19 protein-coding genes and 2 tRNA genes are annotated in these 18,915 nt (G+C 65.6%); 8 read left to right on the forward strand and 13 right to left on the reverse strand.

Annotation, left to right across the window (positions count from 1 at the left end; translation table 11 throughout):
• Positions 1 to 18 precede the first annotated feature (18 nt).
• Complete coding sequence (locus AC1DY7_RS03770) at positions 19 to 807, reverse strand: DUF881 domain-containing protein (protein ID WP_477492324.1); 789 nt, start codon at positions 805 to 807, stop codon at positions 19 to 21.
• 37 nt (positions 808 to 844) lie between these two features.
• On the opposite strand from AC1DY7_RS03770, the gene crgA reads away from it, so the two are divergent.
• Both crgA and AC1DY7_RS03780 read left to right on the forward strand, forming a co-directional pair.
• Complete coding sequence (gene crgA, locus AC1DY7_RS03775; protein WP_477492325.1) at positions 845 to 1,126, forward strand: cell division protein CrgA; 282 nt, start codon at positions 845 to 847, stop codon at positions 1,124 to 1,126.
• A 155-nt stretch (positions 1,127 to 1,281) separates the two neighbouring features.
• Positions 1,282 to 1,698 carry a PH domain-containing protein gene (locus AC1DY7_RS03780; protein ID WP_477492326.1) on the forward strand — a complete coding sequence of 139 codons (417 nt, stop codon included), beginning with the start codon at positions 1,282 to 1,284 and terminating at the stop codon, positions 1,696 to 1,698.
• A 59-nt stretch (positions 1,699 to 1,757) separates the two neighbouring features.
• Here the strand turns inward: AC1DY7_RS03780 and AC1DY7_RS03785 are convergent, their stop codons facing one another.
• On the reverse strand, positions 1,758 to 2,345 hold the full coding sequence (locus AC1DY7_RS03785; protein WP_477492327.1) for a peptidylprolyl isomerase: 588 nt from the start codon (positions 2,343 to 2,345) through the stop codon (positions 1,758 to 1,760).
• A 66-nt stretch (positions 2,346 to 2,411) separates the two neighbouring features.
• Here AC1DY7_RS03785 and cwsA point away from each other — a divergent pair, with 66 nt between their 5' ends.
• The gene (gene cwsA / locus AC1DY7_RS03790) at positions 2,412 to 2,738 is read left to right on the forward strand and encodes a cell wall synthesis protein CwsA (RefSeq protein WP_477492328.1); all 327 of its coding nucleotides are present in this window, start codon (positions 2,412 to 2,414) and stop codon (positions 2,736 to 2,738) included.
• Between the two features lie 3 nt (positions 2,739 to 2,741).
• Here cwsA and AC1DY7_RS03795 read toward each other — a convergent pair whose 3' ends face one another.
• The 11 genes from AC1DY7_RS03795 to dnaA form a co-directional block, all read right to left on the reverse strand.
• Entirely contained in the window at positions 2,742 to 3,452 is a 711-nt protein-coding gene (locus AC1DY7_RS03795) for a hypothetical protein (RefSeq protein WP_477492329.1), read from the reverse strand.
• A 308-nt stretch (positions 3,453 to 3,760) separates the two neighbouring features.
• Positions 3,761 to 3,833 (reverse strand) — tRNA-Ala (locus tag AC1DY7_RS03800).
• A 123-nt stretch (positions 3,834 to 3,956) separates the two neighbouring features.
• Positions 3,957 to 4,030 (reverse strand) — tRNA-Ile (locus tag AC1DY7_RS03805).
• A gap of 68 nt (positions 4,031 to 4,098) precedes the next feature.
• Complete coding sequence (locus AC1DY7_RS03810; protein WP_477492330.1) at positions 4,099 to 4,986, reverse strand: DUF3566 domain-containing protein; 888 nt, start codon at positions 4,984 to 4,986, stop codon at positions 4,099 to 4,101.
• Positions 4,987 to 5,038: 52 nt separating this feature from the next.
• Positions 5,039 to 7,582, reverse strand: coding sequence for a DNA gyrase subunit A (gene gyrA / locus AC1DY7_RS03815; RefSeq protein WP_477492331.1), 2,544 nt, complete (start codon positions 7,580 to 7,582; stop codon positions 5,039 to 5,041).
• A gap of 14 nt (positions 7,583 to 7,596) precedes the next feature.
• Positions 7,597 to 9,663, reverse strand: a complete 2,067-nt coding sequence (gene gyrB, locus AC1DY7_RS03820; protein ID WP_477492422.1) for a DNA topoisomerase (ATP-hydrolyzing) subunit B — start codon at positions 9,661 to 9,663, stop codon at positions 7,597 to 7,599.
• Positions 9,664 to 9,818: 155 nt separating this feature from the next.
• Positions 9,819 to 10,367: a DUF721 family protein gene (locus tag AC1DY7_RS03825; RefSeq protein WP_477492332.1), complete on the reverse strand. Its 549-nt coding sequence runs from the start codon at positions 10,365 to 10,367 to the stop codon at positions 9,819 to 9,821.
• The gene (recF, locus tag AC1DY7_RS03830) at positions 10,364 to 11,524 is read right to left on the reverse strand and encodes a DNA replication/repair protein RecF (protein WP_477492333.1); all 1,161 of its coding nucleotides are present in this window, start codon (positions 11,522 to 11,524) and stop codon (positions 10,364 to 10,366) included. The genes AC1DY7_RS03825 and recF overlap by 4 nt, the downstream gene beginning before the upstream one ends.
• Positions 11,525 to 11,540: 16 nt before the next feature.
• Positions 11,541 to 12,434 carry a phosphogluconate dehydrogenase (NAD(+)-dependent, decarboxylating) gene (gene gnd / locus AC1DY7_RS03835; RefSeq protein WP_477492334.1) on the reverse strand — a complete coding sequence of 298 codons (894 nt, stop codon included), beginning with the start codon at positions 12,432 to 12,434 and terminating at the stop codon, positions 11,541 to 11,543.
• 29 nt (positions 12,435 to 12,463) lie between these two features.
• Positions 12,464 to 13,663: a DNA polymerase III subunit beta gene (dnaN, locus tag AC1DY7_RS03840; RefSeq protein WP_477492335.1), complete on the reverse strand. Its 1,200-nt coding sequence runs from the start codon at positions 13,661 to 13,663 to the stop codon at positions 12,464 to 12,466.
• A gap of 583 nt (positions 13,664 to 14,246) precedes the next feature.
• The gene (gene dnaA, locus AC1DY7_RS03845; protein ID WP_477492336.1) at positions 14,247 to 15,686 is read right to left on the reverse strand and encodes a chromosomal replication initiator protein DnaA; all 1,440 of its coding nucleotides are present in this window, start codon (positions 15,684 to 15,686) and stop codon (positions 14,247 to 14,249) included.
• A 617-nt stretch (positions 15,687 to 16,303) separates the two neighbouring features.
• Here dnaA and rpmH point away from each other — a divergent pair.
• The 5 genes from rpmH to AC1DY7_RS03870 all read left to right on the forward strand — a co-directional run bounded on the left by rpmH (position 16,304) and on the right by AC1DY7_RS03870 (position 18,861).
• Positions 16,304 to 16,447 (forward strand): 50S ribosomal protein L34, encoded by a 144-nt coding sequence (rpmH, locus tag AC1DY7_RS03850; RefSeq protein ID WP_073695092.1) that lies wholly within the window; start codon positions 16,304 to 16,306, stop codon positions 16,445 to 16,447.
• Positions 16,448 to 16,467: 20 nt separating this feature from the next.
• The gene (gene rnpA / locus AC1DY7_RS03855) at positions 16,468 to 16,839 is read left to right on the forward strand and encodes a ribonuclease P protein component (RefSeq protein WP_477492337.1); all 372 of its coding nucleotides are present in this window, start codon (positions 16,468 to 16,470) and stop codon (positions 16,837 to 16,839) included.
• 50 nt (positions 16,840 to 16,889) lie between these two features.
• On the forward strand, positions 16,890 to 17,120 hold the full coding sequence (gene yidD, locus AC1DY7_RS03860) for a membrane protein insertion efficiency factor YidD (protein ID WP_477492338.1): 231 nt from the start codon (positions 16,890 to 16,892) through the stop codon (positions 17,118 to 17,120).
• 43 nt (positions 17,121 to 17,163) lie between these two features.
• A complete protein-coding gene (yidC, locus tag AC1DY7_RS03865; protein WP_477492423.1) occupies positions 17,164 to 18,195 on the forward strand; it encodes a membrane protein insertase YidC in 1,032 nt (343 codons plus the stop codon).
• A gap of 111 nt (positions 18,196 to 18,306) precedes the next feature.
• Positions 18,307 to 18,861: a Jag family protein gene (locus AC1DY7_RS03870; RefSeq protein ID WP_477492339.1), complete on the forward strand. Its 555-nt coding sequence runs from the start codon at positions 18,307 to 18,309 to the stop codon at positions 18,859 to 18,861.
• Positions 18,862 to 18,915: the final 54 nt, after the last annotated feature.

Genomic DNA, 18,915 nt, shown 5'->3' on the forward strand with positions numbered 1-18,915 from the left:
CTTGGGCATGCAAAAGGGTTAATACCCGAGCGGCCCGGCGGGCTTGGCGTACTTCATCCGCACGGGCGCGGTGTACCCGGCGAGTTCGACGGACCCGCGCGGGACCTCGGTGTAGGTGAGCCCGAACCGCACGGCGTATTGCTTGTAGAGCGCCACGTTGGGTGCCGCACCCAGCGCGGCCTGCATGGCGGGAACGTTGCCGATCGCCGAGATCACGTACGGCGGGCTGTAGGTGCGGCCGCCCAGCAGCAGGGTGTTGCCGACGCAGCGGGGTGACGACGTGCCGATGATGCGCTGGTCCTGCACCTGGATTCCTTCGGCACCCGCACTCCACAGCGCGTTGAGCACCGCGACGATGTCCTGCTGGTGCACGACCAGATCGTCGGGGGCGGCGTCGCGCGGGAAGCGGCCCTGCGCGTCGCGCTGCGCATCGTTGAGGGTGATGACCAGGCCGGGCCCGCGCTCGGGGTTCAAGCCGGCCTGTTCGGCGAGCTGGTCGGATCGGTGGGTGATGGCGCGTAATGCGGCGTCGGCGCCGGGGGAGCCGCCGTGATGGTTGTCGATCGCCGACACCATCTGGTCTCGCTGTGCGGTGAGCCGGTCCACCCCGCTCTGCGCCTCGCGGACCAGGTCGACCAGCCGGGGGGCGTCACTGCGGCGGATCTCGCTGCCGCCCGAGACCCCGTGCGTCGTGGCGAGCAAGAGCCCGGCGAGCAGACAGACCACCGGGACCCCGAACCGCCAGGCCGAACGTGGTCGCGCAGAATTCTCGGCCCGGGCCGGCGCTGCGTTAGGCTCGGGGTTCAAGTTTGGCCGCCGTCTTCCATCGTCTCCAAAGGTAACCATGCCCAAGTCCAAAGTTCGCAAGAAGAACGACTTCACCATCAACCCGGTGAGCCGGACCCCGGTCAAGGTGAAAGCCGGACCGTCGAGCGTGTGGTTCGTGGTGCTGTTCGTCGGCCTGATGCTGGTCGGTCTGCTCTGGCTGCTGGTGTTCCAGCTGGGAGCCACCGGGCTGAACGCTCCGACCTGGCTGAATTGGATGGCCGATCTCGGCCCGTGGAACTACGCGATCGCCTTTGCCTTCATGATCACAGGGTTGTTGCTCACGATGCGGTGGCGCTGAGACTCGCCCGCGCCGGAATGAATTCATTTTGGCTTCGGAGTGTTACCCATCTCGCAACCGCGTCGTCATCCAATCACAACGTTGTTATTCATCCCCATTGGGGATAGCGCCTGTGGATAACTGCAAAGCCCACGGTGAGACCGGGTATTGAGACCATGCAGCAAACAAGTTGGGGCCCCAAGCCCGTCGGTGTCGCCGGAATCGGTTTTGCCGGATTGGTCATGGCAGTCGGCGTTGTGACCATGGTCACAGACGGTCCGGGGCGTGTTCTGGGCGGCGTTGCCGCGCTGGGTTTGCTGATGTTTGCAACTATGTCCTGGGTCACACGGCCGAAGCTGGCAATCTCCGGTGAGGGCGTCGTGGTCCGCGGTTGGTGGCGGACCCGGGTGTTGCGGCGCGAGGACATCGCGCTCATCCGGATCACCGAGTTCCGCCGACTGGCCCGCAAGGTGCGCCTCCTCGAGGTCGACACCGCCGACGATCGGCTCTACGTGTTCACCCGCTGGGATCTGGGCACCAACCCGCTCGACGTGCTCGACGCACTGACCGACGCCGGGTACGCGGGCCCGTAACGCAGCTCAGCGCATGCCCGCGGTGGCGGGCATGCGCTGAGGAAGAAAGCTGCGTGCGGTTAGGAAACGGTGATCGACTCGATGACGACGGCCTCGTTCGGGCGGTCGCTGCGGTCCACGGCCGTCGTGGCGATGGCGTCGACGACCTTCTGCGACTCCTCGTCGACGACCTCACCGAAGATGGTGTGCTTGCGGTTGAGGTGCGGGGTCTGACCCACGGTGATGAAGAACTGCGAGCCGTTGGTGCCGGGGCCCGCATTGGCCATGGCCAGCAGGTAGGGCTTGTCGAACTGCAGTTCCGGATGGAACTCGTCGGCGAACTTGTAACCCGGTCCGCCACGACCGGTGCCGGTCGGGTCGCCGCCCTGGATCATGAATCCGTCGATGACGCGGTGGAACACGGCGCCGTCGTAGAAGGGGCCGGAGGTGCCGCCGGAGGCGTTCTCGGTGCTGTAGTCCTTGGTGCCTTGCGCCAGGCCGACGAAGTTGGCGACCGTCTTGGGGGCGTGGTTACCGAACAGGGCAATCTTTACGTCGCCGCGGTTGGTGTGCAGCGTCGCGGTGGCTGTCTGAATGGGGCTCGTCACGAGTTGCAGTCTGCCACCCGCGCGTCCGCGCCATTTCAGGGCCCCGCCAAGACATCCCATACCGCACCGCCGCGGTTGGTGGCAGGCTGGACACGCGTTTCCCGCCCGCCTGCGAAAGAGGTGCCCATGAGTTCCAACACGGATGTCCGGCTGACGTCGGGACAACGACTCGCGCGTGGTCTGAAGTACACCGTCGTGGGTCCCGTCGACGTCACCCGCGGCGGCCTCGGGGTGGGCCTCACCTCGGCGCTGACGTCGGCCTCGTGGCTGGGACGCCAACTCCGTAGTGCCGAGGTGGTCGAGGAACCGCGCCGCCGCAAGCCGCTGCTCTGGATCGTCATCGGTGCGGTGGTGCTGGCCGGCGGCGCCGTCACCTTCTCGATCGTGCGCCGCTCGACCCGCCCCGATCCGTCGCCGCTGCCGCCGAGTGTCGAGGTGACGCCCAAGCCATAAGGGTCAGCCCGCCGTGCCGGCCAGCTTGGTCAAGGGGCTGGACGGCAGGCCGGTGATGGGCAATCCCTCCGTAGGAACAGACACGGTGGGAACAGACACGGTGGGGACGCCAAGACTCGGGACCGCCAGGCTGGGGGTGCCGAGGCTCGGAACGCCCAGGCTCGGGGTGCCGAGGCTGGGCAGCGCACCGGTGGGCAGCGCCGCCGACGCTGCGGTCAGCGTCTGAAGCGGGTCGGTGGCCGCGCCGGTCACGCTCTGCATCGGATTGATGGCCGACGCCGCGCCCGTCAGTGCGCCCGGCAAGTGCCCGTTGGCGATCGAGTTGATCCACGACGGGCACTGGTTCTGGATGACGGCGTTGGTGACACCGCCCGCGATCGCGCCACCGAGCGGGTTGCCGTTGGCCTTGTAGGAGCCACTGGCGAAGTTGGTGCCGGCCTGGGCGATCAAGGGGCAGAACATCTCACCCACTTGCGCGATCATCGTGCTGACCGGTCCGTTGTTGCCCACTCCCACGTCGTTGAGGACGGTGGTCACCGGGTCGGCCGCGGCGCGCGGCATGGACCACCACATCGCGGCGATCAGGATGGCCACCGCCACCACCACCGGGCGCAGCACCGTGGCGAGGACATCTCCGGTGCGCACCAGCGCGCGTCCGAAGTTCCGCCGCGTGGCCCAGTCCGGCAGTGTCTGGTGATACAGCGCAATCGTCATCTTGTTCCCCTTTGTTCCCCGATGGCATCGCGTGGATCGAGACGCGATGTCACTTCGGTAACGTTGGGCTACAAAGGTCACATTTTTAACACGGCGCGGTAACCGTTCGAACCCTATGCGTTTCGCAGCGTCGGGCCTTGGCGGGTTGGTGAGAGGATGCCCCGTTTCTTGAACGGGGAGTAAGAGATTCGGCCGTTACCTTAACGAAAATTGCGTGCGGAGCCCGGCCATGTCGCGGGCACCGATACACAAAGGCGGCCCCGGCGACGTGTGCCGGAACCGCCTGCAATCTGCGTGTCGAAGACTTGTGGAGCCTAGGAGATTCGAACTCCTGACATCTGCCTTGCAAAGGCAGCGCTCTACCAACTGAGCTAAGGCCCCTTACGGGTCGGCAGGGCTTTCACCGGTGTGCCACACCTCGGCGCCGTGTCGCGACCGCCACACGACTGCTGCGGCGAGAACCGCCGCAAGCACAACCACCAACCTCAAGGTTTAACCCTTCCGTGGGCCTAGGAGGACTCGAACCTCCGACCTCTTCGTTATCAGCGAAGCGCTCTAACCACCTGAGCTATAGGCCCGTAAATACCGCACTACGGCCGAGCGACGAGATTACCGTAACGGGCCCCGTCTACCCAAACCGCGGGGATCAGTCCCGATCGGCGAGCGTCACCTCGACCCCACCGACCAGGTCGGTGGTGAGGTTGTAGATGAACGCCCCGGCCGTCGCCATCGCGGTCAGCAACACGATGTTCACCAGGCCGATGAGCGCTGCGCCGCCGAAAATCGTTCCGCTGGAGACCAATTCGCCACCGGTGCCGCTGTTGCTGGTGAGCAGGTCGCCCACGTTGCTGTTCAGCTTGCTCCACACGCCCATGCCGCCGAGGACCAGATAGAGGAACGCCACGGCGATCATCCACACGAAGAAGAGTGCCGCAGACAACACCAGCGACACCTTCAGCGTGCTCCACGGGTCGACGCGCCGGATCTGCATGCTGGCCCGCACCGGGCCTTGCTTGCGGCTGGCCTGGACCCGGGTGGCCGGGGGAGTGGAGCGGGATTCGGCGGCACCGGTTCCCCGGTCGCTGCGCTCCGGCCCACCCGTCGCAGCGGGCGTCGCACCGGCCGGCCGGGCGGCCGGGCGCGGCGCCGGTCCGGACAGGTCGGGCAACTCGCTCGCGTAGTTCTCCGACCGGGTGGCCTCCGGGCGAGCGGGCTCCGGGCGCTCGGTGCGCGTCGGAATCACCTCGGTCTCCCGCTGCGGTGCCTGCGGAGTCTCCCGAGCCGGGGTGCTCCCGCCCGCGATGAACCGGTTCAGCCTGGCGTCCACCCCGGGGGAGTGCGAGCCCGGACGGGACCCCTCGGCCGGACGGGGCGGCTGCTCGGCCGGACGCGCGGCGCCGGCCCTGGCGGCCGGGCCCCGCTGCCACGGGGGCACCTCGCCTTCGGGTGTCGCACCCGGCGTCCCAGTCGCGCCGTTGGCGCCACCGGGAGCGTCGCTCGGCCGCGAGTGACCCGGTTCCTTCGGAGACGTCACCTCAGGTGCTCCTTAGCTCTTGTCGTTGCCGCGGTGGCAATCGACCGTCACGCTACGCATCGGTGGGCTCCTCGGTCGACCCGTCGGCGGCGCCGTCGATGGTCTCGTCGTCGTCCTCGGCCTCGTCCGCGCCCTCAGCATTGCGTGCAACGGCAATCAGTGTGTCGCCCTCACCGAGGTTCATCAAGCGCACGCCCTTGGTCTGGCGTCCGGCCTTGCGCACCTGGCGTGCGGCAGTCCGGATGACACCGCCGCCCGAAGTGATGGCGTACAGCTCGGTGTCGTCGTCGACGATCAGCGCGCCGACCAGGCTGCCGCGGCGCCGGTCGTACTGGATCGTCAAGATGCCCTTGCCGCCCCGGCCCTGAACCGTGTACTCCGCGATATCGGTGCGCTTGGCATACCCGCCGGCCGTCGCGACCAGCAGGTAGGTGTCCTCGCGGACGACGTTGAGGGACAGCAGCCGGTCGTCCTCGTTGAACCGCATGCCCTGCACGCCCGAGGTGGCCCGGCCCATCGGGCGCAGCGCGTCGTCGGTGGCGGAGAACCGGATGGACTGGCCGTTTGCCGACACCAGCAGCAGGTCGTCCTCGGCGGAGCACAGCACGGCGCCGACGAGTTCGTCGCCGTCACGCAGGTTCACCGCGACGATGCCGCCGGAACGGTTCGAGTCGAAGTCGACCAGCTTGGACTTCTTCACCAGACCGTTGCGGGTGGCGAGCACCAGGTACGGCGCATCTTCGTAACTCTGGATCTGGATGACCTGGGCGATGCGCTCCTCCGGCTGGAAGGCCAGCAGGTTGGCCACGTGCTGTCCGCGGGCCGTCCGGGACGCCTCGGGCAGGTCGTAGGCCTTGGCCCGGTACACGCGGCCCTGCGTGGTGAAGAACAGGATCCAGTCGTGGGTGGAGCAGACGAAGAAGTGGTTGACGATGTCGTCCTGCTTGAGGCCGGCACCCTGCACACCCTTGCCGCCGCGCTTCTGACTGCGGTACAGGTCGGTCTTGGTGCGCTTGGCGTAGCCCGTCTCGGTGATCGTGACCACCACGTCCTCGCGCTGGATCAGGTCCTCGTCGGTGACGTCACCGTCGGCCGCGATGATGCGGCTGCGGCGATCGTCGCCGTACTTGTCGGCGATCTCCTTGAGCTCGTCACGCACGATGGCGCGCTGGCGCTCCGGCTTGGCCAGGATGTCCTCGAGGTCGGCGATCTCGGCTTCGATCTTGGCCAGATCGTCGACGATGCGCTGGCGCTCGAGAGCGGCGAGGCGGCGCAGCTGCATGTCGAGGATGGCCTGGGCCTGGATCTCGTCGACATCGAGCAGCTCCATCAAACCGCTGCGGGCGATATCGGCGTTGGCCGACGCCCGGATCAGCGCTATGACCTCATCGAGGGCGTCGAGTGCCTTGACCAGACCACGCAGGATGTGGGCCCGCTCGTTGGCCTTGCGCAACCGGTACCGGGTGCGCCGGTTGATCACGTCGAGTTGGTGCTCGACGTAGTAACGGATCATCTGGTCGATGCGCAGCGTGCGCGGCACCCCGTCGACGATGGACAGCATGTTCGCGCCGAAGCTGGTCTGCAGCTGGGTGTGCTTGTAGAGGTTGTTCAGCACCACCTTCGCGACGGCATCTCGCTTGAGCTCCACCACGATTCGGATACCGACACGATCACTGCCCTGGTCCTCGACGTTGGCGATGCCCGTCATCCGGCCGTCGCGGACCTGGTCGGCGATCGAGGTGATGAAGTTGTCGTGGTTGACCTGATAGGGCAACTCGGTGATGACGATCGAGGTGCGACCGCGCGCATCCTCCTCGATCTCGACCACGCCGCGCATCCGGACCGAACCGCGGCCCGTGGTGTAGGCGTCGTTGATGCCCTGGGTGCCGACAATCAAACCGGCAGTGGGAAAGTCGGGGCCCTTGACCCGCTCGCAGACGGCGGCCAGCGTGGCCTCCTCGTCCGCTTCGTGGTTCTCCAGGCACCAGTAGACGGCCTCGGCCAACTCCCGCAGGTTGTGCGGCGGGATGTTGGTGGCCATGCCGACGGCGATACCGCCGGAGCCATTGGCCAGCAGGTTCGGGAACCGGCTCGGCAGAACCGTCGGCTCCTGCACCCGGCCGTCGTAGTTCGGGATGAAATCGACTGTTTCCTCGTCGATTTCGCGCAGCATCTCCATGGCCAGTGGGGTCAGCCTGGCTTCGGTGTACCTCATGGCGGCCGGCGGATCGTTGCCGGGCGAGCCGAAGTTGCCCTGTCCGTCCACCAGCGGGTAGCGCAACGACCACGGCTGGGCCATCCGGACCAGGGTGTCGTAGATCGACGAGTCGCCGTGCGGATGGTAGTTACCCATCGTCTCGGCAACGGAGCGTGCGGATTTCGCGTGACCGCGGTCCGGCCGGAAGCCCGAGTCGAACATGGCGTACAGCACGCGGCGGTGCACCGGCTTGAGACCGTCGCGGACCTCCGGGAGTGCGCGGCCGACGATGACGCTCATCGCGTAATCGATATAGCTGCGTTGCATCTCGTGCTGGATGTCGACAGGTTCGATGCGGTCGCCGGCTTCGTCGCCCGGCGGCAGCGTGGTGTCAGTCATGTAGTTCCTCTGTCTTAAACGTCAAGGAAGCGAACGTCTTTGGCATTACGGGTGATGAAGCTCCGGCGGGCTTCGACGTCTTCGCCCATCAGGATGGAGAACAGTTCGTCGGCCGCGGCGGCGTCATCGAGTGTGATCTGGCGGAGCACCCGGACCGACGGATCCATGGTGGTCTCCCACAACTCCTTGGCGTCCATCTCACCCAGACCTTTGTAGCGCTGGATGCCGTCCTCGGGGTTGATGCGCTTGCCCGCCGCGCGGCCGGTCTCGAGCAGGCCGTCCCGCTCGCGGTCGGAGTAGGCGAATTCCGGTTCTTGGCGTTGCCATTTCAGCTTGTACAGCGGCGGCTGCGCGAGGAACACGTGGCCGTGCTCGATCAGTGGCTTCATGAACCGGAACAGCAGGGTCAGCAGCAGCGTCGAGATGTGCTGACCGTCGACGTCGGCGTCGGCCATCAGCACGATCTTGTGATAGCGCAGCTTGGCCAGGTCGAATTCGTCGTGGATGCCGGTGCCCAACGCCGTGATGATGGCCTGGACTTCGGTGTTCTTGAGCACCCGGTCGATGCGGGCCTTCTCGACGTTGATGATCTTTCCGCGCAGCGGCAGGATCGCCTGGAACATCGAGTCGCGGCCACTCTTGGCCGAGCCGCCGGCCGAATCGCCCTCCACCACATACAGTTCGGACTTGCTCGGGTCGGTGGAGCGGCAGTCCGCCAGCTTGCCGGGCAGGCCGCCGATGTCGGTGGCACTCTTGCGGCGTACCAGCTCCCGGGCCTTACGCGCGGCCATCCGGGCCTGTGCAGATGAAACCGCCTTGTTCACAACGGTTTTGGCTTCGGCGGGGTTCGCATCGAACCAATGCTGAAGTTCCTCGTTGCAGATCTTCTGCACGAAGGACTTGACCTCGGTGTTGCCCAGCTTGGTCTTGGTCTGGCCTTCGAACTGCGGCTGGGCCACCTTCACCGAGATGACGGCCGCCAAACCCTCGCGGATGTCGTCACCGGTGAGGTTCGGGTCCTTGTCCTTGAGCAGCTTCTTGTCTTTGGCGTACTTGTTCACCACGGTGGTCAGCGCGCTGCGGAAACCCTCTTCGTGGGTACCGCCCTCGTGGGTGTTGATGGTGTTGGCGAAGGTGTGCACGGACTCCGAGTAGCCGGCGTTCCACTGCATGGCGATCTCGACCTCGTGGCCGGGGCCCTTGCCGTCGAAATCGATGACGCTGGGCTGGATCGCGGTCTTGGTGCGGTTGATGTGCTTGACGAAGTCGACCAGACCACCGGGGTAGTGGAAGGTCCGGTGTTTGACCCGGTGCGGGGCGGCCGCTTCGGCGGCCTTCTCCTCGGCCGATTTCGGCGCTTCCGCCGTGTCGGCGACCACTTCATCGACCACTTCGGTCGGGGAGACCCGCTCGTCGGTCAGTTCGATGGTCAGGCCCTTGTTGAGGAAGGCCATTTCCTGCAGGCGACGGGCGATCGTCTCGAAGTCGTAGGTGGTGGTCTCGAAGATGTCCGGGTCCGCCCAGAACCGGATCGTGGTTCCGCTCTTCTTCGTCTTCTCGCCCTGGCGCAGCGTGCCGGGGACCGATCGGTCGTAGGTCTGGAACCATTCGGACCCGTCCTTGCGGACATCTGCCTCGAGCCGGGTGGACAGGGCGTTGACGACCGAAACGCCGACGCCGTGCAGACCACCGGATACCTGGTAGGCACCCTCTTCGAACTTGCCGCCGGCGTGCAGCACGGTCATCACGACGTCGATGGTCGGAATTCCGGTGGAGTGCATCTCGACGGGGATGCCGCGGCCATCATCGGTGACCTGGACGCCGCCGTCCTCGAGGATGCGCACATCGACGACGGTGGCGAAGCCGGCCATGGCCTCGTCGACGGCGTTGTCCACCACCTCCCAGACCAGGTGGTGTAGGCCTCGTTCACCGGTCGAGCCGATATACATACCGGGACGTTTCCGAACGGCTTCGAGGCCCTCGAGCACCTTGATGGACTCGGCACCGTACTGATCTTGGGCAGCCACGTTGGACGCGTCTCCTTGGGGTTCGCGAGAGGCGGTATCGACTACCGCCTGCAGATCTCGACCGAGTCTACCGTTCGACCCCGACTGGACCGACTCTGCGGCGATGTTTTCGCCTACCTAATCGCGGCGCCTGTGGAATTTCGCGCTCCCAGGTGCGTCCGCACGCCTGAGAATGTCCTTTATGGGGTTCTGGCGGCTTACAGCGCGACCTATCCGTACGTATCGCGGGGGCCGCGACCGGAGATGTGGTAACGCCCTTTCTTCCAGGACGGGGCCTGTGGACCGAGGATCTTCACCGAGGTCACGACACCGTCGCCGACCGCCGCAGCGATCTTGGCCAGGATCTGGGACTGCATCATCCTCAGCTGCGTCGCCCAGGCGGTCGATTCGGCCGCCACCGTGAGGACGCCGTCGCGCAGACCGGTCGGGGTGGCGTGATCGGCGATGTCCGCTCCGACCACGACGGTCCACTGCCCGAGTACGGAGCCCTCGGCGACCTGCTTGGACCAGCCACGGGTCCGCGCCAGATCACGGGTCGCCGCTCCGAACGCCTGCGGGTCGCGGACATCGGGTCCCGGTCCCGACCAGGCTCGGCGTTTTCCGGCATTACCGGTGCGCTTGGCCGGCGAGGTGCGGCCCCGGCCGACATCCTTGCCCTGGTTGCGCGCGGCACCGCGGGCCTCCTCGAGCACTCGGCGCACCATATCTCTGGGATCCTCCGGTTCCGGAGTCTCCGGAGACTCAGACGTCTCGTTCACGACAGCACCTCCGATATCCGTCCCGTGTCATCGTCTCTCATTCCGACGTGGATGCGCTGCGCATCCCAGTTGCCGGGCAAGTCGTCCGGCACCGCCGCGGTGACCAACACCTGTTCTGCGGACGCCGCGACCTTCGCCAGCGCCTGGCGCCGCGCGCTGTCCAGTTCGGCGAACACGTCGTCGAGCAACAACACCGGGTCGGTGCCGTCGGTGCGCAGTAGTTCGTACGAGCCCAGCCGCAGCCCGAGCGCCATCGACCACGATTCACCGTGACTGGCAAAGCCTTTGGCGGGCTGATCACCGAGTCGCAGCTCGAGATCGTCGCGATGTGGGCCCACCAGACAGACACCGCGCTCCAGTTCGGCGCCGCGCCGCCGACCCAGTTCCTCGAGCAGCGCAACCTCATAGACGGCCGGGTCGACGGTGCCCGCCGCCGCTTCCGCCTCCACCGCGTCGGTGCCGCTGCGGTATCGGATGGACGCCGCCCGCGACGCCGGTGCCAGCAGCTGGTAGGCCTTCTCCACCTCGGGCGCCAGCTGGCTCACCAAGTCCACCCGCGCCGAAAGCAGTTGTGCCCCATGCGATGCCAGATGCCCATCCCAGACTTCGAGGGTCTCCAATGCTGCGGAGTCGCCGCGGTAGCGGGCCCCACTTGCCGACTTCAGCAGTGCGGTCCGCTGCCGCAGGACCTTGTCATAGTCGGCCCGCACTCCGCCGATTCGCGGCCGCCTGGTGGTCGCCACCTCGTCGAGGTAGCGGCGGCGCTCGCCGGGATCACCCCGCACCAGCGCCAGATCCTCCGGCGCGAACAACACCGCGCGCAGCACCCCGAGCACCTCCCGGGGGCTGCGCACCGGTGACCTGTTCAGCCGGGCCTTGTTCGCCCGGCCGTGGGTGATCTCGAGATCGACCGCGAGTTCGCGTCCCTCGTTGGCCACGATCGTCGAGATCACCGCGCGGTCGGCACCGGTGCGGATCAGTGGGGCGTCGGTAGCCACCCGGTGCGAGCCGAGGGTGGCCGTGTACCACAGTGCCTCAACAAGATTCGTCTTGCCGTAGCCATTCGGCGCCACGAACACCGTCTGGCCGGGACCCAGCTCGAGATCGGCCCGCGGCCACGAACGGAAATCCGTCAACACCAAGTGACGTACGTACAAATCGTCGTCCTGCGGATCAGCCCGACTCGGAAATCCGCTGCACCGCATGCCCACCGAACTGGTTTCGCAGCGCCGCAACGGCTTTCATCGTCGGTGAATCATCTTGGCGGGAAAGGAATCTCGCGAACAGGGATGCCGCGATTCCCGGCACCGGTACCCGCAGGCGGATTGCCTCTTCCACCGTCCACCGGCCTTCACCGGAGTCATCGGTGTAGCCGGTGATATTGGCCAGCGCCGGGTCTTCTTTGAGTGCCTTGGCCAGCAACTCCTGCAGCCACGAGCGCACCACGGTGCCGTTGCTCCACGCCTGGTACACCGCCGCCGGATTCTTCACCAGCGGTTCGGCAGCCAACAGTTCGTAACCCTCGGCGTACGCCGTCATCAGCGCGTACTCGACGCCGTTGTGCACCATTTTGGTGAAATGCCCGGCACCGACCGGACCGGCATGGACGAATCCGTCGGCGACATCTCCGGGCGGACGCAGGGTGTCGAAGATGGGCATCGCGCGGGCGATGTCCTCGTCGCTGCCGCCGACCATCAGGCCGTAACCTTCGGTCAGACCCCAGATGCCACCGGAGACGCCAGCGTCGATGAAGGAGATTCCTTTGTCCCCCAACAGCTTCGCGTGCGGCCCGTCCTCGGTGTAGCGCGAGTTTCCGCCGTCGATCACCAGGTCGCCGGGGCTCAGGTGCTCGGCCAACTCCACGATGGTCTGATGGGTGATGTCACCGGAGGGCACCATGACCCACACCGTTCGCGGTGCGGTGAGTGCGCCGGCCAGTGCCTCGAGCGTGGGAACGTCGGTGACTTCGGGCCGCGGGTCGTAACCGACGACTTCGTGGTCACCGCCACGCAGGCGTTCCCGCATGTTGAAGCCCATTTTTCCCAGACCGACCAAGCCGAGCTGCATATTGTCCCCTTTACGCGAGGTAGGACCGGTCAGCCAGGAAGACGTACCGGCATCAACAGATAGACGTAGTCGGTCTGTCCGGCCGGGAACGGTCCGGACGAACCGACAGTCTCATCATTCTCGCCTGCCGGCCGCAACACCGCGGGACGGCTCGGTGTCGTGAAACCAAACGTCACACGCTCGGAGTGCAACGAACTCAACCCATCGGTCAGATAACCCGGGTTGAAGGCGATGGTCAGCGGCTCACCGGCGAATTCCACCGGCAGGTCCTCTTCCGCCTTGCCGACGTCGTCGGCGCCTGCGGACAACCGGACCACATCCGAATCGAATTCCATCCGCACCTGGGCGCCACGGTCGGCGACCAGCGCCACACGCTTGATCGCCTCGGTCAGCTCTGCCACGCCGACCGTCGCCACGGCGGTGTGCTCGGTGGGCAACAACTGACGGAACTTCGGGAATTCGGCGTCCAGGAGGCGCGTCGTGGTCCGCTTGCCGTTGGAGCGGATACCCAACAGGCCTTCCTTGCCGACGGATGCGCCGGCACCGAGCGCGAGATGCACCTCGGTCCCCGCGGTGCCGGCCTTGGCGGCGTCGGCCAGTGTCTTGGCCGGCACCAGAACCGCGGCCTCGACCCCGGCGACCGCCGTCGACCATGTCAGTTCCCGCACGGCCAGCCGGAACCGGTCCGTCGCCGCCAAAACGACCTTCTCGCCGGAAATCTCGACGCGGATGCCGGTCAGCATCGGCAGCGTGTCATCCCGGCCGGCGGCCACGGCGACCTGGCCGATGGCCTCGCCGAACAGATCTGCCGACACCACACCGGTCTCGTCAGGCAAGGCCGGCAACGACGGATAGTCCTCGACGGCCATCGTCGGCAGCGAGAATCGCGCACTGCCGCAGGTCAGTGACACCCGGGTGCCTTCGACGCTGACATCGACGGGCTTGGCCGGCAATGAGCGCGTGATCTCGGAGAGCAACCGTCCGGAGACCAAAACGCTTCCCGGAGAAGCGATCTCGGCTGCGACACGAATCTCGGCCGACGTCTCGTAGTCGTATCCGGAGATGGTCAGGCCGTCATCGGATCCGGTGAGCAGCACGCCGGCCAGCACCGGGACGGTCGGGCGACTCGGCAGATTACGGGCAACCCAGGCAACAGCGTCGGCAAAATCTTCGCGTACCAGGCGGAACTTCAAATCGGTGAGACCAACATTCGTCGTCACCACGTCCATAACGTCCCTTCGATCTACCGCATCAACTAGCACAAGTACAGCGGATTCCCCGTGTTGCTCCGAGCCTAGTCGCGCAGTGAGCGGCGACCATGCCGGCTATCGAATCACCACCGTAGAGCGTTCGACGCGAAGTTGAAAGCGATTCACTCGCCAAGGCTCGGGGTCCTGGAGGGCCCCGGAGCGGAGCCTTGAATCCTCTGTCCCCAACAGCCTTCTTCTAAAGAAGGAACTAGGTAGATATACAAGCAACAGTAATAGGGGCTGTGCAGGTTGGGGATATCCCCGCGGTCGTGCTGGTGGGGAGGCTCGAGAGGCTGTGTGCAGGTTGTGGAATCAGAGGGCGAACACTGGGTGTGAATGTGGATAACTTCGGCCGTGTGGAGTGAACGACGGTTGACGGGCCGGTTGCGCGCAGTTTCTGCACAGCGGTATCCACACGGTTGTGTGTGACGAGAGTGGCGACAGGGTCACAAGTTTTTTCCGAAATTTGTGTGATTTCGGGGGATGACGAAGGGGTCCACATACGAAAAAACCTCGACCGCGGCGCCTGAGCGCACGGTCGAGGTGGGAGTAGAACGGGGACTCAGCCCTTGGATCGCTGACGGATCCGGGTGGTGAGTTCCTTGACGTGGTCGAAGATTTCGCGTCGTTCGGCCATCCCGTCGCGAATCTTGCGCTCCGCGTACATCACGGTGGTGTGGTCGCGGCCGAACGCTTCACCGATCTTCGGCAACGACAGATCGGTGAGCTCACGGCAGAGGTACATGGCGATCTGACGGGCCTGGGCCAGCGCACGGGTCTTCCCGGGCCCCCGGAGCTCCTCCAGGGAGGTCTCGAAGTACTCGGCGGTGGCCGCCATGATGGTCGCGGTGCTGATCTGCACCGTGCTCGCGTCGGCGATCAGGTCGCGCAGCACGATTTCCGCCAGGGCCTTGTCGATCGTGGTGTTGCTCAACGAGGCGAAGGCGGTGACCCGGATCAGGGCGCCCTCGAGCTCGCGGATGTTGCGTTCGATGCGGCTGGCGATCAACTCCAACACATCCGGGGGCACATCGAGGCGGTCCATTTGCGCCTTCTTGCGCAGGATCGCGATGCGGGTCTCGAGTTCGGGCGGCTGCACGTCGGTGATCAGACCCCACTCGAAGCGGGTCCGCAGCCGGTCCTCGAGGGTGGCCAGCTTCTTGGGCGGCCGGTCCGAGGAGATGACGATCTGCTTGTTGGCGTTGTGCAGGGTGTTGAAAGTGTGGAAGAACTCTTCCTGGATACCTTCCTTGCCCTCGATGAACTGGATGTCGTCGACCAGCAGCACGTCGATGTCGCGGTAGCTGCGTTTGAACGACGCCTTGCGGTCGTCGCGCAGGGAGTTGATGAAGTCGTTGGTGAATTCCTCGGTGGATACGTACTTGACCCGCATCCCGGGGAACAGCTTCTGCGCGTAGTTGCCGGCGGCATGCAGCAGGTGGGTCTTGCCCAGACCGGATTCACCCCAGATGAAGAGTGGGTTGTAGGCGCGTGCCGGAGCTTCGGCGATGGCCAGCGTCGCGGCGTGGGCGAAGCGGTTGGAGGCGCCGATGACGAACGTCTCGAAGGTGTAGCGCCGGTTGAGGCTGACATCGTCGGGTTCGGGATTGGCGGGTTGGGACCGGTTGAAGAAGGTCGGCCAACTCTGTTCGGCGCTGGTGCGCGCCTCGAGGTCGTCGTCGACCTCTTCGGCCTCGGTGGGGACGGGGGAGTCGACGGGTGCGGTCTCGGCCTCGGGATCCGGGGTGGAGATGCGGACGGCGAGTTCGACGCGTTGGCCGAGCTGACGGCTCAGCGACGCGACGATCGGTTCACGTAGATGCCGCTCGATCTCGTTCTGGACGAACGGGGTCGGCACGGACAACAGCGCAAAGCCCTCGGTGATGACGAGTGGTTGCACCATGCGCAGCCAGGCCCGCTGCTGAGCGGTCAGCTGTGACGTGAGTTCGGCGACGACGTTGTTCCAGATCGTGCCGAAGGAAGCATCGGGGTCCGCGGCCAACGACGCTTACCCCCCTTGCGGCTGGCCTGGGCTGTGCCCAGGAGCGACGACGACGAAACTGTCCACATAGTTATCCACAGGCTGTGGAGAGTGGTCAGCCGTGTTCGTCGCGCTTTATCTGTCGGCTTGTTCGTGGGCGGGGAGAACGTGTGTCGGAGCTCGTCACGTGCGCTGTCGCGTGTGGGCTCTCGGCCGGCGGTTGTCCTCGCTCTGGTGTCCGGCGCCGCTCCGGTGTCGAAACGGCATTGCCAGAAGCTAACAGTTTTCTCTCCGAGTGCCAACCGTTCTGCAACATTGCCGAGAGGTACCTGGCCGGCCCCGTAAAGTTGGTGACGCGTGTGACTTTTGTGATTTCACAGGGGATTTCCGGTGAGCATTCACCGGGGCGGGGGAGCAGAGGCCGACGGTGCAGAGCGCAGGTTTGACCCAGGCAAATCTCGTCAGTACCCTCGAGCAGTCGCCCGTACGTGGTGATACGGCTGCGACCCGGGTATCCGGGGACCGCGCCGGTTAGTACATGAGATCGACGAGCTTACCAACGGTGGTCGTGATCGCATCGCTACGAAACACTCGTGGCGGTGAGGTTGCGGTCCCATATGTAACAAGGAGAGACAGCCGTGGCCAAGGGCAAGCGGACTTTTCAGCCGAACAACCGGCGCCGGGCCCGTGTGCACGGTTTCCGTCTGCGCATGCGGACGCGTGCCGGACGCGCGATCGTGTCCGCTCGGCGCGGCAAGGGTCGCCGTTCTCTGACTGCCTGATTCGATCAGGACTCAGGGCGGTGCTTCCGGCCCGAAACCGGATGACACGGTCTATTGATTTCGGTGTCACGGTTCGTCAAGGAGTAAGGGCTGTTCAGCCCGATCTTGTCGTGCATGCGTTGCGCGGCGAGGCGGGCGGGCTTGTCGACTCGCCAGACGGTCCGAAGATCGGCCTGGTGGTGTCGAAATCGGTTGGCAATGCGGTGCAGCGGCATCAGGTGTCGCGCCGGCTTCGCCATGTGGCCCGGGCCGTCCTCACCGATCTGGATACCTCGGACCTGGTGGTCATTCGCGCGTTACCCGGTAGCCGGGACGCGATATCGGCGCGGCTCGAATCGGAGTTACGCGCCGCCCTCAAGCACACCCGGAGCACGGCCGGAGCGCGGCGGTGAGGGGACGGGCAGCTCGAAGCGTCATCGTCGTCATCCAGCTGTACAGGACGATGGTGTCACCGCTTCGGTTGCCCACCTGCCGCTTCACCCCGACCTGTAGCGAGTATGCCGTCGATGCCCTGACCGAATGGGGCCTGATCCGCGGCGGATGGTTGGCCGTGGTGCGGTTGGCCAAATGTGGGCCATGGCATCGCGGCGGATGGGATCCGATACCCGAGCGGTGTGAGCACGCCGCCGGGTCAACCTCAGCGGAGATCGTCAGGAGCGATTCACTTGTTTAACTGGTTCAGCCTGGACATCATTTATTACCCGGTGTCGGCGATCATGTGGGTCTGGTACAAGCTCTTCGCTTTGGTGCTGGGCCCGTCCAACTTCTTTGCCTGGGCGCTGGCGGTGATGTTCCTGGTCTTCTCGCTGCGCGCGATCCTCTACAAGCCGTTCGTCCGGCAGATTCGCACCACGCGCCAGATGCAGGAACTGCAGCCCCAGATCAAGGCGCTGCAGAAGAAGTACGGCAAGGACCGCCAGAAGATGGCGCTGGAGATGCAGAAGCTCCAGAAGGAACACGGGTTCAACCCCATCCTCGGCTGTCTGCCGATGCTGGCGCAGATCCCGGTGTTCCTCGGCCTGTTTCACGTGCTGCGGTCGTTCAACCGGACGCAGGGTGGTTTCGGGCAGATTCACCTGACGGTGGAGCAGAACCGGGCCACGGGCAATTACGTCTTCAGCCCCGCCGACGTCGCGCACTTCCTGGATGCCAACCTGTTCGGTGCACCGCTGGGCGCGACCATGATCCAGACCACCGGTATCGACGCGTTCACCGAATTCAACCGGGCCGCCGTCATCGCCGTGGGCCTGCCCATCATGGTCCTCGCCGGCATCGCGACCTACTTCAACAGCCGGGCGTCGGTCGCCCGGCAGAGTCCGGAAGCCGCGGCCAGCCCGCAGACCGCGATGATGAACAAGCTCGCCCTCTACGTCTTCCCGTTGGGCGTCGTGGTCGGTGGCCCGTTCCTGCCGCTGGCGATCATCTTGTACTGGTTCGCCAACAACATCTGGACCTTCGGTCAGCAGCACTATGTGTTCGGCAAGATCGAGCAAGAGGAAGAAGCCAAGAAGCAGGAGGCCATCGCGCGCCGGGCTGCCAATGCTCCGTCCCCGGGCGCGAAGCCCAATCGAGCCAAGAGACCGGCCAAAGAGCTCACCGAATCCGAGGGTGTCGAGGATTCGGTTGTGCCGGACTCAGTGGAGGATTCCCCGTCCAAGATCGAGGACAAGGGTTCGGGTGGCACCGGCGGCACGGCGAGCAAGACGCCCCGCCCGGGTGCCCGCCCGAATCGAAAACCGAAACGCTAGTCGCTTGACACGCTGGGACGAGCGCAGCGACGGATAAGAGACCAAGCCGGCGGCTAGGTGACCGGGGTGAACATCCCCGGAAGCGGGCCCGGCAGATTAAGGAGAGAAGACATGACTGACGCCGAGACCACCGAGCGCACCGAAGAAGAGGTCGTCGAGACGGAAGCGGCTGCCCCGGAGGCAAGCGACGGCCCGGAAGATCTCGAAGACCGTCTCGTCGCCGAGGGTGAGATCGCGGGCGACTACCTGGAGGAGCTGTTGGACCTCCTGGACTTCGACGGCGATATCGATCTGGACGTCGAGGGCGACCGCGCCATCGTGAGCATCGATGGTGGTGGTGACCTGAACAAGTTGGTCGGCCGCAAGGGCGAGGTGCTCGATGCCCTGCAGGAGTTGACCCGGTTGGCCGTGCACCAGAAGACCGGTGAGCGCAGCCGCCTGATGCTGGACATCGCACGCTGGCGTCGTGGCCGCCGCGACGAGTTGGCGGCACTGGGCGACAAGATCGCCCGCCGCGTGGTTGCCTCGGGTGAGCGCGAGGAGCTCTCGCCCATGACACCATTCGAGCGCAAGATCGTGCACGACGCCGTCGCGGCGGTGGACGGTGTGCGCAGCGAGAGTGAAGGCGCTGAGCCTGCGCGCCGCGTCGTCGTGCTACCGGCCTGAATTACAGACATGTAGTTCTCGCCCACAAAAATCAAGGCCGTCGGCCTGGGTCAT

The sequence above is a fragment of the Mycobacterium sp. P2_H7 genome, from assembly GCF_056403275.1.